This is a genomic window from Kitasatospora sp. NPDC002040 (assembly GCF_040296785.1).
Lineage (GTDB): Bacteria > Actinomycetota > Actinomycetes > Streptomycetales > Streptomycetaceae > Kitasatospora.
Genome location: NZ_JBEOXV010000016.1, coordinates 22,105 through 35,437 on the forward strand (window position 1 = coordinate 22,105; position 13,333 = coordinate 35,437).

Genomic DNA, 13,333 nt, shown 5'->3' on the forward strand with positions numbered 1-13,333 from the left:
ACAACATAGCTCCACAGCACCACCTGAAAGGCACGTCTCATGGCTGAGCGCCGCGTCACCATCGGTTGGCCCGAGGGCCTGCACGCCCGTCCCGCCTCGGTCTTCGTCCGCGCGGCGACCGCCGTCGGCGTGCCCGTCACCATCGCCAAGGAGGGCGGCAACCCGGTCAACGCCGCCTCCATGCTCGCGCTGCTGGGCCTCGGCGCCCAGGGCGGCGACCCGGTCGTCCTCAGCTCGGACGCCGACGGCGCCGACGCGGCGCTGGACCGCCTGGCGAAGCTGGTCCAGGAAGGCCTGGACGAGCTCCCCGCCGCCTGATCACCCGGCCCGAAGGGGCGGCACCGGAGACCTCCGGTGCCGCCCCTTCGCCATGCTCTGCCAGACTTCCGCACCGTGATCGAACTGCACACCGCCGAGGACCTGCGGACCGCCGCCGAGGACGACGCCCTGCTGCTCTGGGCCGCCCAGGGGCTGCGCGGCGGCGTCTCCGCCTTCACGCACGGCGGTGCCGTCGCGGTCGCCTCGCCCGCGCTCTCCGGCCGGGACCGGATCGCCGTCCGGGGCCCGCTGGCCGACGCCGTGCCGCTGGTCCGGGCCGTCCTCGACCTGACCGGCCCCGGCCACCGCCCGATCGGCGACCAGGCACTGCTGGCCCCGCTCGCCCCGCAGCTCGGCCACCGGTACCTCGGCAGCTTCGGCTGGATGGAGACCGCCGCCCTGACGCCGGGGCCCCCGTCCGCGGCCGCCTGGCTCACCCCGGCCGAACTGCCCGAGGCCGCCACCCTGCTGGACCAGCACTTCGCCACCTCGTACGCCCACCCCGCACGCCCCGGCGCCACCGCCTGGGCCGGCGTCCGGGACGAGGCCGGCCGGCTCACCGCGATCGCCGCCGACGCCTGGAGCTCCCCCGAGGTCGGCCTGCTGGCGGGCGTCGCCGCCCACCCCGGGCTCGGCCGGGGCCGGGGCCACGCGGAGGCCGCCTGCCGGCTGGTGCTCGACACCCAGCTGCGGCGCAGCGGGCGGGCCGCCCTGCTGGTCGACTCCTGGAACACCGCCGCGATCCGGCTCTACCGCCGGCTCGGGCTGGCGTGGCGCGAGATCGCCGCCTGCGCGGTCTGACCCCGGCCCACCCCGCTCAGAACACGGACCACCCGGTGGCGGTGGTCAGCGCGTCCAGGGCGGCCACGCCCAGCACCGAGTTCCCGGCCTGGTCCAGCCCCGGGCTCCAGACGCAGACCGCGCCCCGCCCCGGCAGCACGGCCAGGATCCCGCCGCCGACCCCGCTCTTGCCCGGCAGCCCGACCCGGAACGCGAACTCCCCCGCCGCGTCGTACGTCCCGCAGGTGAGCAGCACCGCGTTCACCCGCTTCGCCTCACTACGGGTCAGCAGCCGCGAGCCGTCCGCCCGCACCCCGTGCGAGGCCAGGAACCGTCCCACCAGCGCCAGGTCCCGCGCGCTCGCCGCGATCGCGCAGTGCGCGTAGTAGTGCGCCAGCACGCTGTCGACCGGGTTGCGGAGATTGCCGTAGCTGGCGATGAAGTGGGCCAGCGCCGCGTTCCGGTGCCCGTGCCGCGCCTCCGAGGACGCCACCGCGTCGTCCACCTCGATCAGGTCGTTCCCCGACTCCGCCCGCAAGAAGTCCCGCACCGCCCCCACCGCGTCCCCCGTCAGCTCCAGCAGACGGTCCGTCACCACCAGCGCCCCCGCGTTGATGAACGGATTGCGCGGGATCCCGTGCTCGGTCTCCAGCTGCACCAAGGAGTTGAACGGATTCCCCGAGGGCTCCCGCCCCACCCGCTTCCACAACTCGTCCCCGCCCTCCGCGAGCGCCAGGGCAAGCGTGAACAGCTTCGACACGCTCTGCACCGAGAACGGCGTCTCCCAGTCCCCCGCCCCGTACACCTCCCCCTCCACCGTCGCGATCGCCATCCCGAATGCCGCCCCGTCCACGGCCGCCAACGCCGGGATGTAGTCGGCGGGCCGGCCGCGCTCGGGCGCGCGCAGGGCGGTGTCCATCACGTCGTGCAGAAGCTGCTGGTAGTCCACGCGGCCATTCTGCCCAGGCGGGGCAGCCTGACGGAGAATCGGACATTTCGACTTTAGCCAATCCATCCGATCGGATGGTCCGACCTGATGTCCGGGACGTCCCGGCCGCCTGCCTCGCACGCTGTGCCACATGAACGACTTCGACCTCGAACGACCCGAGCACGCCTACATGTTCGGCTTCATCCAGGCCGACGGCCACCTCAGCCGGGGACCGGGCCGCAAAGGCCGGCTCACGGTGGAGCTGTCCGCTCGGGACGCCCCGCTGCTGGAGGAGTTCCAACGAATCTGCCCTCACAACAGCACCATCAGCTATCGCACCCGCAGCACCAACTTCGCGGCCGAGCACACCTCGGTGGTCTGGTCGGTCTGCGCACTGGAGTTCCGCGAACGGCTCCAGGCCCTTGGCCTGCCGAGCGGCCGGAAATCGCTGAGCGTCGCCGCGCCGACCGGCAGCCACTCGGAGCGCGACTACATCCGAGGCATCGTGGACGCCGACGGATCAGTCGGGCGCACTGCGCAGGACCTGCCGTTCATCAGTCTCACCACAGCGAGCGAGGCAATGGCCCGGTACTTCTGCGCCTATGCGGAACGCCTCACCGACATGCCCCGCACGGTGCGGCGCAACAGGCGCGACGACATCCACAACGTGCTGTTCACCCGCGAGGAGGCCGTACTGCTGATCCGCGAGCTCTACTACCCCGGCTGTCTCGCACTGCCGCGCAAGCAGGCCGCTGCGGGTCAGGTCGCGGCTTGGGTACGACCCGTCGGCATGAAGAAGGTGCGCAAGCGGTCCTGGACCGCCGAGGAGACCGAGCTCCTGCTCGCCACCCCCGACCCTGCGGCGGCGGCTGCCCTCCTGAACCGCACGGTGAGCAGTTGCGAAATGCGGCGCTGGCGCGTCCTGGGACCGCAGCAGGCCAGGGTGCGCTCCCCGCACACCCTGGCCTGACCTCAGCCCTTGATGCAGATGACCTGCTTGATCTGCGCGACGATCTCCACCAGGTCACGCTGCTGCTCCATGACCTTCTCGATCGACTTGTAAGCGCCCGGGATCTCGTCGACGACGCCGCTGTCCTTGCGGCACTCGACACCCTTGGTCTGCTCCTCCAGGTCCCGCGTCGTGAACATCTTCTTGGCTGCCGTACGGCTCATCTTCCGGCCCGCACCGTGCGAGGCCGAGTTGAAGGCCGCTTCGTTGCCGAGGCCACGGACGATGAACGAACTCGTCCCCATCGAGCCCGGGATGATGCCGTACTCGCCGGTGCCGGCCCGAATCGCGCCCTTGCGGGTGACCAGCAGGTCGACGCCGTCGTACCGCTCCTCCGCAACGTAGTTGTGGTGGCAGCTGATCTCCTCCTCAAAGGCGACCTTCACCTTGGGGAACTCGCGCCGAACGACGTCCTTGAACAGCGCCATCATCACCGCGCGGTTGTTCTTGGCGTACTCCTGCGCCCAGAACAGGTCCTCGCGGTACGCCGCCATCTGCGGGGTGTCCGAGATGAACACCGCGAGATCGCGATCGACCAGGCCCTGGTTGTGCGACAGCCCGCGCGCCACACCCATGTGATGCTCCGCCAGCTCCTTGCCGATGTTGCGCGATCCCGAATGCAGCATCAACCAAACAGAACCGTTCAGATCAAGGCACAGCTCAATCATGTGATTACCTGATCCGAGCGTGCCCATCTGCTGAGCGGCCCGCTCACGCCGCCACTTCACCTCGCCGGCGATGCCGTCGAAGCGGCTCCAGAAGTCGTCCCAGCCCGCCGTCGCGAAGCCGTGCAGCTTCTTCGGGTCGACCGGGTCGGAGTGCAGGCCCCGGCCGACCGGGATGACCTGCTCGATCTTGGAGCGGAGCCGGGACAGGTCGTCCGGCAGGTCCTTGGCGGTGAGCGAGGTCTTCACCGCGCTCATGCCGCAGCCGATGTCGACGCCGACCGCGGCCGGGCAGACCGCGCCCTTCATGGCGATGACGGAGCCGACGGTGGCGCCCTTGCCCAGGTGGACGTCGGGCATCACGGCGAGGCCGTGCAGCCACGGGAGCGAGCTGATGTTGCGCAGCTGCTGCATGGCCTGGCCCTCGACGGTCGAGGGGTTGGTCCACATCCGGATCGGGACCCGGACGCCGGGGACTTCGGTGTACGACATGGTGAACGACCTCCAGGGGTCGGCTGGTTCCAAGCTTATGGGGGTGCCGCGCGAAGCTTCCGGCGTGGCTCGGGGAAGGCGAGGGTGCTCAGCGAGTGCGAGCGGTACAGGGGAAGTACGGTCGCCTCAGGGAGCTGGTTCGCTCGACCCGCATGGTGACCGCCTCCTCTCCTGTGTGTGGCCGCCCGACCGGGCGACGGGTGCTATCTAGCCACAGGAGGCAACACCGCGGCAATGGAATAAACGCGGACGGCCCGACGGAGCTGACACTCCGTCGGGCCGTCGGGCGAGCTGCGGGTCAGCTGATGACGGTGACCTCGCCGATCCCCAACTCCCTGACCTGGTCCGCGAACTGGGCGGCGTCGCCGACCAGGACGGTGACCAGCCGGTCCGGCGGGAAGGCGGCGACCACGGCGTCGGTGGCGGCGGCCGTGCCGAGTTCGGCGAGCTGCCGGTAGATCTCGGCCTGGTAGTCGTCGGGCAGGAACTGCTCGACCTGGTCGGCCAGGGTGGCGGCGACCGAACCGGCCGTCTCGTACTTGAGCGGGGCGACCCCGACCAGGAACTGGACCGCCTCGTCGCGCTCGGCGTCGGTCAGGCCCTCGGCGGCGAGCGTGCGCAGGATGGTCCAGGTGTCGGCCAGCGCGGGGGCGGTGGAGGCGGTGTCCACCGAGCCGCTGATGGCGAGCAGGGCGCGGCCGGAGCCCGCGGCGTTGGAGCGCAGCGGCTGGGCGAAGGCCCGGACGCCGTAGGTGTAGCCCTTCTCCTCGCGCAGGACCCGGTCCAGGCGGGAGGTGAGGGTGCCGCCGAGGCAGTAGGTGCCGAGGATCTGGGCGGCCCAGAGCGGGTCGTGGCGGTCGGGGCCGATCCGGCCGATCAGGAGCTGGGTCTGGACGGAGCCGGGGCGGTCGACGATGACGACCCGGCCGCGGTCGTCGGCGGTGACCGGGGCGTGGGTGCTCGCGGCGGTCACGGGGGCGGTCCAGCCCCCGAGGGTGGCTTCGAGCAGCGCGGTGAGGTCGAGGCCGGTGAGGTCGCCGACCACCACGGCGGTGGCGGTGCCGGGGCGGACGTGCTCGGTGTAGAAGGCCAGCACGGCGGCCCGGGTGATGTTCTTGACCGTGTCGGCGGTGCCGCTGCGCGGGCGGGAGAGCCGGTCGGCCTCCTCGAACAGGGCGGCGTAGAGGGCCTTGGCGGCGCGGCGGGCCGGGTTGGCCTGCTCGTGCACGATCTCGTCGAGGCGGTTGGCGACCAGGCGCTCGATCTCGTCCTCGGGGAGGGCGGGGGCGCGCAGGGCGTCGGCGAGCAGGGTGAGGCCGCGCTCCAGCCGGGAGGCGGGGACCTCCAGCGAGACCCGGATGCCGGGGTGGTCGGCGTGGGCGTCCAGGGTGGCACCGGCCCGCTCGAGCTCGCCGGCGTACTGCTCGGCGGTGAGGGTGTCGGTGCCTTCGCTGAGGGCGCGGGCGAGGATGTTGGCGATGCCGTCCAGGTCGTCCGGCTCGGCGGCCAGCGGGGCGTCCAGCTGGATCTCCACCGCGACCAGCTGCTGGCCGGGGCGGTGGCAGTGCAGCACGGTGAGGCCGTTGGCCAGGGTGGTGCGGTCGGGCGCGGGGAAGGCCCAGGGGGTGGGAGTGCCCGCGGTCGGCTGCGGGTGGAAGGTCATGGTGGGGGTGGGGTCGGTCATGCCGCCGCCTCCTCGTCCTCGGTCTCGGCCGCGTCGGCGGTGTCGTCGGTGGTGGTCGGCTCGTAGACCAGGACCGCCCGGTTGTCGGGTCGCAGGCGGGCGGCGGCCAGGGCCTTGACCTCCTCGGCGCTGATGTCGAGGACCTTGCCGAGTGCGTCGTTGAGCCGCTTGGGGTCGCCGAACAGGACGGCGTAGCGGCAGAGTTCGTCGGCGCGGCCGGCCACGGTGGCGAGCCGGTCGAGCCACTCGCGCTCGATCTGGGCCTGGGCGCGCTCGAGCTCCTCGGCGCTGGGGCCCTCGGCGGCGAAGCGGGCGAGCTCCTCGTCGACGGCGGTCTCGATCTGCTCGATGGTGGCGTCGCCGGAGGTCTTGACGTCGAGCCAGCCGAGCGAGGGTGCGCCGGAGAGCCGGAGCAGGCCGAACCCGGCCGCGACGGCGGTGCGGTCGCGGCGGACCAGGCGGTTGTAGAGGCGGCTGGATTCGCCGGAGCCGAGGATGGTGAGGGCCAGGTCGGCGGCGTCGGCCTCGCGGGTGCCGTCGTGCGGCAGGCGGTAGGCGGCCATCAGCGCCCGGGAGGGAACGTCCTCCTGGACCAGCTCGCGGATCTCACGGCCGATCACCTCGGGCAGGGCGCCGTCGCGCGGCGGCTGCTTGCCGTCGTGGGCGGGGATGGTGCCGAAGTACTTCTCGACCCAGGCGATGGTCTGCTCGGGGTCGAGGTCGCCGACGATGGAGAGCACGGCGTTGTTGGGCGCGTAGTACGTCCGGAAGAACGCCCGGGCGTCCTCCAGGGTGGCCGCGTCCAGGTCGGCCATCGAGCCGATCGGGGTGTGGTGGTACGGGTGGCCGTCGGGGAAGGAGAGCGCGGTGAGCTTCTCGAAGGCGGTGCCGTACGGGACGTTGTCGTAGCGCTGGCGGCGCTCGTTCTTGACGACGTCGCGCTGGTTCTCCATCGAGGCGTCGTCGAGTGCGGCCAGCAGCGAGCCCATCCGGTCGGCCTCCAGCCAGAGCGCGAGCTCCAGTTGGTGGGCGGGCATGGTCTCGAAGTAGTTCGTGCGCTCGAAGCTGGTGGTGCCGTTGAGGGAGCCGCCGGCGCCCTGGACCAGTTCGAAGTGACCGTTGTTGGACACGTTCGCCGAGCCCTGGAACATCAGGTGCTCGAAGAGGTGGGCCAGGCCGGTGCGCCCCTTCACCTCGTGACGGGAGCCGACGTCGTACCAGAGGCAGACGGCGGTCACCGGGGTGAGGTGGTCCTCGGAGAGCACCACGCGCAGGCCGTTGGCCAGGCGGTGCTCGGTGATGGCGAGGCCTCGGGTGGAGGCGGGGGCCGGGTTGGCCATGCTGGGTCCTTCCCGTCTTCGAATAGTCGGTCCGGGCGGCTGGAATGCCGTCCCCTCATTGTGGTGCAACGCGCGAGACGCTTGGATGTGCCCGCGCCAGCCGGGCGTTCGCCACGGGCGGAAGTGCGCCAGCAAGGAGGGGGTTGACCGAGGCTGTCGGTGCGAGGGTCCACAATGGGGGGCGCCGTACCCCAGCAGCCCCCCGGACAGTTACCGAAGTACCGTCAGAGACGCAAGGGAGCCCCGCCGCGATGGCCCGCCGCAGTTCGCCCACCCCGCCGCCCGGAGACTTCGAGGAGCGCATCCTCGATGTCGACGTGGTGGACGAGATGCAGGGCTCCTTCCTGGAGTACGCCTACTCGGTCATCTACTCCCGTGCGCTGCCCGATGCCCGGGACGGCCTCAAGCCGGTGCACCGGCGCATCCTGTACCAGGCCAACGAGATGGGCCTGCGCCCGGACCGCGCGCATGTGAAGTGCGCACGCGTGGTCGGCGAGGTGATGGGCCGTCTGCACCCGCACGGCGACGCCTCGATCTACGACTCCGTGGTCCGGATGGCGCAGCCGTTCTCGATGCGGCTGCCACTGATCGACGGCCACGGGAACTTCGGTTCGCTCGGCAACGACGACCCGCCGGCCGCGATGCGGTACACCGAGTCGCGGCTGACGGCCGCCTCGATGGCGCTGGTGGAGTCGATCCACGAGGACACGGTCGACTTCGGGCCGAACTACGACGGCAGCGAGCAGGAGCCCACCGTGCTCCCCGCCGCCTTCCCGAACCTGCTGGTGAACGGCGCCACCGGCATCGCGGTCGGGATGGCGACGAACATGCCGCCGCACAACCTGTCCGAGGTGGTGGCCGCCGCCCGGCATCTGATCAAGCATCCGACGGCGGACCTCGACACGCTGATGCGCTTCGTGCCGGGCCCCGACCTGCCGACGGGCGGCCGGATCGTCGGCCTGTCCGGCATCAGGGACGCGTACGAGAACGGGCGCGGCACGTTCAAGATCCGGGCGACGGTCTCGATCGAGGCGGTGACGGCGCGGCGCAAGGGCATCGTGGTCACCGAGCTGCCGTTCACGGTCGGTCCGGAGAAGGTGATCGCCAAGATCAAGGACCTGGTCGGTTCGAAGAAGCTCCAGGGCATCGCGGACGTCAAGGACCTGACGGACCGTGCGCACGGTCTGCGCCTGGTGATCGAGGTGAAGAACGGCTTCGTGCCGGAGGCGCTGCTGGAGCAGCTCTACAAGCTGACGCCGATGGAGGAGACCTTCGGCATCAACAACGTGGCGCTGGTCGACGGCCAGCCGCTGACGCTGGGCCTGAAGGAGCTGCTGGAGGTCTACGTCGACCACCGCTTCACCGTGGTGCGGCGGCGGAGCGACTTCCGGCGGCGCAAGCGCCAGGAGCGGCTGCACCTGGTCGAGGGCCTGCTGGTCGCGCTGGTCGACATCGACGAGGTGATCGCGATCATCCGGTCGAGCGAGAACGCGACCCAGGCCAAGGAGCGCCTGATGGAGCGCTTCTCCCTGTCGGAGACGCAGACGGCGTACATCCTGGACACCCCGCTGCGGCGGCTCACCCGGTTCGACCGGGTGGAGCTGGAGGCGGAGCAGGCCAAGCTGCTGTCGGAGATCGCGGACCTGAGCGAGATCCTGGATTCGGACACCAAGCTGCGCAGCGTGGTGTCGAACGAACTCGGGGCGGTGTCCAAGCAGTTCGGCACCGAGCGGCGGACGGTGCTGCTGGAGGCGGGCGCGGTGCCCGCCGCGACGCTGTCGGTGCCGCTGGAGGTCGCGGACGACCCGTGCCGGGTGCTGCTCTCCTCGACCGGGCTGCTGGCCCGGCTGGCGGACGGCGAGCCGGTGGAGCTGTCCGACTCGCGGGCCAAGCACGACGTGGTGGTCGCGGCGGTGTCGGCCACCGCACGGGGTGACGTGGGTGTGGTGACCTCGGCCGGGCGGGCGCTGCGGCTGCCGGTGATCGACCTGCCCGCGCTGCCGCCGTCGCCGACGCTGTCGCTGGCGGGCGGGGCGCAGGTGAGCGAGTTCCTCCGGCTGGAGGACGGCGAGCGGGTGATCGGGCTGACCACGCTGGACGAGTCCTCGCCGGGGCTGGCGCTGGGCACGGTGCAGGGTGTGGTGAAGCGGGTGGTGCCGGAGTGGCCGGCCAACAAGGACGAGTTCGAGGTGATCGCCCTCAAGGAGGGCGACTCGGTCATCGGCGCGGTCGAACTGCGCACCGGTGAGGAGGACTTGGTCTTCATCACCTCGGACGCCCAGCTGCTGCGGTACCCGGCGGGGCAGGTCCGGCCGCAGGGCCGCCCGGCGGGCGGCATGGCCGGGGTGAAGCTGGCGGACGGGGCCCGGGTGCTCTCGTTCACGGCGGTGGATCCGGCGGTGGACGCGGTGGTGGTCTCGGTCGCGGCCGCCTCGGGGACGCTGACGGGTGGTGAGCACACCAGCTGGAAGGTCACGCCGTTCGAGCTGTACCCCCGGAAGGGGCGGGCCACGGGCGGGGTCCGGATCCAGCGGTTCCTGCGCGGCGAGGACGCGCTGGCCTTCGCCTGGGCGGGCCCTGCGCCGGCCCGGGCGGCCACGGTGGCGGGGGCTCCGGTGGAGCTGCCGGAGCGGGATCCGCGCCGGGACGGCTCCGGCACACCGGTGACGGGCACCGTCGCGGTGGTGGCGGGGCCGGCCACCTAGGCGCGCAGCTCTCTGCAGGGTGCCCGACCATGGCGCAGCCAGGGGCTCGGGGAACGGCGAGGATGTCTGGCGTGCGGGTCAAACTGCAAGTGCCTGACCACCTGCGCACGGGTGACCTATGACGAGGTCGGCCTCGCGGTTCCCCGAGCCCCTGGCCGTAGTGTCGAGAGGTCGGCGTCGCCGTTCCCCGGGCCCCTGCGGGTGCACCGTGGGCCGAAGGCTCCGAAGGTAGCCTTGCCTGTGTGAGCACCTGTGCAACGTTGTCGCGCGAACTTACCGAGCCGTTGGCTGCCACTGCGGCCACCGCGGCGACCTGGCTGCTGGTCGAGCAGGCCGGTCCGTGGGGTGCGAAGGCCCTGACCGAGAGCCATCTGGATCCGGGGCTGGGCCGGGCGCTGGACGCGGCGGCGGAGGGCACGGGGGTGCGGATCGCGCTGATCCGCCGCCCCGGGCGGCATGCCGACTGTCTGCCGACGGCCCGGCACGAGGTGGTGGTGGCGCACACCGCGCCGGGTGCGTCCTGGGTGCGGCGGACGACGGTGGCCGATCCGGCCGAGCTGCTGGCGCTGGACTTCGCCGCGCTCGGCGCGGGCGAGCACGGCGGTTTCGGCACCGCGCACCGGGGCGACCCGCTGGCGCTGGTGTGCACCAACGGCCGGCGGGACCGCTGCTGTGCGCTGCTGGGGCGCCCGTTGGCGGCGGAGCTGGCGGCGGCCGGACACGCGGAGGTCTGGGAGGTCACCCATCTGGGCGGGCACCGGTTCTCCCCCACCATGCTGGTGCTGCCGTTCGGTTACGCGTACGGGCGGCTGTCCCCGACGGGGGCCAAGGAGGTGCTGGCGGCGACCGCCGCGGGGCACACCGTGACGGAGTGGGCGCGCGGGCGCTCGTACTGGGACCGGCCGGGTCAGGCGGCGGAGCAGGCCGTCCGGGAGCTGACCGGGGAGACGGACGCCGACGCGCTGACCCTGGTGCAGCAGGACACGGCGAAGGGCGCCTGGTCGGTGACGGTGCGGCACACCGACGGCCGTTCCTGGCTGGTCGAGGTGGTGCAGGGGGTCAGCGAGCCGCCCCGGGCGGAGAGCTGCGGCAAGAGCCCGGCCACCCCGGCCCGGATGGACGTCAGTTCACTGCGTGAGCTGACAGCCGTTCAGGCCTGAGCCGGTCGGCCAGGGCGCAGCCGAGCGTCGTGACCACGAGCGCGGTGGCCATGGCCCGCAGCAGGGCGCTCTCGTAGTACGTGTCGGTGACCAGGAGCACCGCCAGGTAGGCCGCCGCCAGTCCGGCCGCTCCGCCCAGCACGAGCGGGAGCAGCCCGGCCCGGACCCGGCGGTGCCACAGTGCCTGTGCGCCGGTCAGCAGGGCCCCGCCCGCCGCGAGCAGCGGGGTGCCGAAGGTGACGCCGTAGCGGATCGCCAGTGCGGGCACCAGGAAGAGCGTCAGCGAGCGGCGCAGTGCCGCGTCCAGGGCGGCCGTGCCCCGGCCCCCGGCCGGGCCGGCTCCCTGCCGGCGGGCGGTGGCCGCCAGGACCAGCAGGGCGAGCAGAGCCTCGGGCCAACGGCCGCCCAGGTGGCCGAGGTTGTAGAGCAGGGCGGTGTCGTAGACCACCATGACCAGGGTGCCGACGGCCCAGAGCGAGGCGGCGAAGAGCAGCAGGCCCGCGGCCCCGGGCTCCCGGTCGGCGCCGGGTTCGCGCCGGGCCAGGGCGTTGAGCAGCGGCGCGGTGAGCACCGCCGAAACGGCCCGGATCACCAGGTCCTGCACGGTCCAGGGGTTGCGCAGGTCCCACTCGACCACGCCGAAGACCACCGTGTACGAGAGCGCGGCCGACCGGACCAGGGCCCGGGAGCCGAGCACCGTCCGGTAGAGCGCGGGGCTGAGCCGGCGCAGCACCGTCCCGTAGGCGAGCAGCACGAACGGCAGTTCCAGGAAGGCCTGGACCCGGAGCACGGTGGGTGCGAACAGGGCCGGGGCGGGCAGGTGGTCGGCGACCAGGCGGACCAGCGGGTTGCCGTCCGGCTGGGCGAACCAGCCGGGCGGCAGGTAGCGGGTGACGAAGGTGGTGTCCCCGCCCTGCACGCGCAGCAGGTAGGCGGCGCAGAGCAGTTGGTTGAGGTAGATCAGGGCGGTCACTCCGGCGAGCAGCACCTCCGGGGCGACGGTGCCTCCGGCGCCCGGTCCGGCCGGTCGGCGCAACAGCCGGGTGCCGAGCAGCAGCCCTGCGAGCAGGGAGCCGGCCACGGTGGTGTCGACCAGGGCGGTGGTGGTGGTCATGCGGACGGACCATAGCCCCCGGCGCCGACCGGGTCGGTGCCGGGGGCGGGCGGGTGTCAGCCGGCCTTGGTGACGAACTCGCTGGTGTAGGTCTTCGAGAGGTCGATCGAGGCCTCCTTGCCCTTGACGTCCGGGTGGAAGGCGGCGAGGACGGCCAGGACCGTCTTCGGGCCCTCGGGCGGCATCACGCCGTCGGTGGTGAACATCGGCAGGGTGGCCTTGATCGCCTCGGCGTACTGTTCGGCGCCGCCCTGGGCGTAGTCGGCCGGCATCTGGGCGGCGATCTCGGCGGGGGTGTGGGTGGACATCCACTTGAGGGTCTTCACGAAGGCGTTGGCGAGCTTCTGGGCCGTGTCCTTGTTCTTCTCGACCCAGTCGGTGTTCATGTAGAGCGAGGAGGAGGGGTAGAGCCCGCCGAGCGCGGCCCGGGAGCCCTCGGGGGTGCGCATGTCGTAGAGCACGGTGCCGAGGTTCTTGGCCAGGATGGCGGCCACGGTCGGGTCGGTGGTCATGCCGGCGTCGATGCTGCCCTGCTGCATGGCGGCGATGAAGGTCTGACCGGCGCCGACCGCGATCGGGCTGAACTCGCTGACGGCGACGCCGTTCTTGACGGCGAGGTACTTGGTGAGGAAGTCGGTGGAGGAGCCGATGCTGGTGACACCGAGCTTCTTGCCCTTGAAGTCCGCGCCGGTCCTGATCGCGTCGGCCTGCTTGGCGGAGACCACCTCGACCTCGCCGGGGGCCTGGGAGAACTGGACCACCGACTCGACGCTCTTGCCCTTGGCCTGGAGGTCGATGGTGTGGTCGTAGAAGCCGACGGCGCCCTGGACGTCCCCGGCGAGCAGGGCGGTGGTGGCGTTGACGCCGGCGGGTTCGCTCAGCAGCTCGACGTTGACGCCGGCCTGGGCGAAGTGGCCGAGCCGCTGGGTGAGCATCGCGGGCAGGTAGATGACCTTGTCCAGCCCGCCGACCATGATCTTGACCTTGGGGCCGTCGACGGTCTGTCCGGCCTCGGCGTGGGTGGAGGAGGCGGCGTCGTTCGCACAGGCGGTGAGGGAGAGGAGCAGCGCGGCGGCGAGGGCGGCGGCGGCGGTTCTGCGCATGGGGGAATGCCTATCTCTGCGGGTGGGGTGAGGGA

General features: G+C 72.1%; 11 protein-coding genes. 5 read left to right on the forward strand and 6 right to left on the reverse strand.

The window, feature by feature from the left end; genetic code table 11:
• The first annotated feature begins 39 nt into the window (after positions 1-39).
• Complete coding sequence (locus ABT118_RS26690; protein ID WP_350674019.1) at positions 40-318, forward strand: HPr family phosphocarrier protein; 279 nt, start codon at positions 40-42, stop codon at positions 316-318.
• 75 nt (positions 319-393) lie between these two features.
• The gene (locus ABT118_RS26695) at positions 394-1,119 is read left to right on the forward strand and encodes a GNAT family N-acetyltransferase (protein ID WP_350674022.1); all 726 of its coding nucleotides are present in this window, start codon (positions 394-396) and stop codon (positions 1,117-1,119) included.
• Positions 1,120-1,135: 16 nt separating this feature from the next.
• Here the strand turns inward: ABT118_RS26695 and ABT118_RS26700 are convergent, their stop codons facing one another.
• Positions 1,136-2,047, reverse strand: coding sequence for a glutaminase (locus tag ABT118_RS26700; protein WP_350674026.1), 912 nt, complete (start codon positions 2,045-2,047; stop codon positions 1,136-1,138).
• A gap of 130 nt (positions 2,048-2,177) precedes the next feature.
• On the opposite strand from ABT118_RS26700, the gene ABT118_RS26705 reads away from it, so the two are divergent.
• On the forward strand, positions 2,178-2,996 hold the full coding sequence (locus ABT118_RS26705; protein WP_350674029.1) for an LAGLIDADG family homing endonuclease: 819 nt from the start codon (positions 2,178-2,180) through the stop codon (positions 2,994-2,996).
• A gap of 2 nt (positions 2,997-2,998) precedes the next feature.
• On the opposite strand, the gene ABT118_RS26710 is transcribed toward ABT118_RS26705, so the two are convergent.
• From ABT118_RS26710 to ABT118_RS26720, 3 genes are all read right to left on the reverse strand, one after another.
• Positions 2,999-4,192, reverse strand: coding sequence for an RtcB family protein (locus ABT118_RS26710; protein ID WP_350674032.1), 1,194 nt, complete (start codon positions 4,190-4,192; stop codon positions 2,999-3,001).
• Positions 4,193-4,490: 298 nt separating this feature from the next.
• Positions 4,491-5,855 carry a M16 family metallopeptidase gene (locus ABT118_RS26715; protein WP_502884681.1) on the reverse strand — a complete coding sequence of 455 codons (1,365 nt, stop codon included), beginning with the start codon at positions 5,853-5,855 and terminating at the stop codon, positions 4,491-4,493.
• 17 nt (positions 5,856-5,872) lie between these two features.
• Positions 5,873-7,216 carry a M16 family metallopeptidase gene (locus ABT118_RS26720; RefSeq protein ID WP_350674038.1) on the reverse strand — a complete coding sequence of 448 codons (1,344 nt, stop codon included), beginning with the start codon at positions 7,214-7,216 and terminating at the stop codon, positions 5,873-5,875.
• A 251-nt stretch (positions 7,217-7,467) separates the two neighbouring features.
• Here ABT118_RS26720 and ABT118_RS26725 point away from each other — a divergent pair, with 251 nt between their 5' ends.
• Positions 7,468-9,921 carry a DNA gyrase/topoisomerase IV subunit A gene (locus ABT118_RS26725; protein WP_350674042.1) on the forward strand — a complete coding sequence of 818 codons (2,454 nt, stop codon included), beginning with the start codon at positions 7,468-7,470 and terminating at the stop codon, positions 9,919-9,921.
• A gap of 242 nt (positions 9,922-10,163) precedes the next feature.
• Complete coding sequence (locus ABT118_RS26730; protein WP_350674045.1) at positions 10,164-11,081, forward strand: ferredoxin family protein; 918 nt, start codon at positions 10,164-10,166, stop codon at positions 11,079-11,081.
• On the opposite strand, the gene ABT118_RS26735 is transcribed toward ABT118_RS26730, so the two are convergent.
• The gene (locus tag ABT118_RS26735) at positions 11,044-12,195 is read right to left on the reverse strand and encodes a hypothetical protein (RefSeq protein ID WP_350674048.1); all 1,152 of its coding nucleotides are present in this window, start codon (positions 12,193-12,195) and stop codon (positions 11,044-11,046) included. The two genes, ABT118_RS26730 and ABT118_RS26735, sit on opposite strands and share 38 nt — an antisense overlap.
• 56 nt (positions 12,196-12,251) lie before the next feature.
• Positions 12,252-13,298: an ABC transporter substrate-binding protein gene (locus tag ABT118_RS26740; protein WP_350674051.1), complete on the reverse strand. Its 1,047-nt coding sequence runs from the start codon at positions 13,296-13,298 to the stop codon at positions 12,252-12,254.
• Positions 13,299-13,333: the final 35 nt, after the last annotated feature.

Excerpts from the sequence above, each read along its gene's own strand:
- ABT118_RS26690 (WP_350674019.1), top strand. The coding sequence starts at position 40 with ATGGCTGAGCGCCGCGTCACCATCGGTTGGCCCGAGGGCCTGCACGCC.
- ABT118_RS26705 (WP_350674029.1), top strand. The coding sequence starts at position 2,178 with ATGAACGACTTCGACCTCGAACGACCCGAGCACGCCTACATGTTCGGC.
- ABT118_RS26710 (WP_350674032.1), bottom strand. The coding sequence starts at position 4,192 with ATGTCGTACACCGAAGTCCCCGGCGTCCGGGTCCCGATCCGGATGTGG.
- ABT118_RS26715 (WP_502884681.1), bottom strand. The coding sequence starts at position 5,855 with ATGACCTTCCACCCGCAGCCGACCGCGGGCACTCCCACCCCCTGGGCC.
- ABT118_RS26720 (WP_350674038.1), bottom strand. The coding sequence starts at position 7,216 with ATGGCCAACCCGGCCCCCGCCTCCACCCGAGGCCTCGCCATCACCGAG.
- ABT118_RS26725 (WP_350674042.1), top strand. The coding sequence starts at position 7,468 with ATGGCCCGCCGCAGTTCGCCCACCCCGCCGCCCGGAGACTTCGAGGAG.
- ABT118_RS26735 (WP_350674048.1), bottom strand. The coding sequence starts at position 12,195 with ATGACCACCACCACCGCCCTGGTCGACACCACCGTGGCCGGCTCCCTG.
- ABT118_RS26740 (WP_350674051.1), bottom strand. The coding sequence starts at position 13,298 with ATGCGCAGAACCGCCGCCGCCGCCCTCGCCGCCGCGCTGCTCCTCTCC.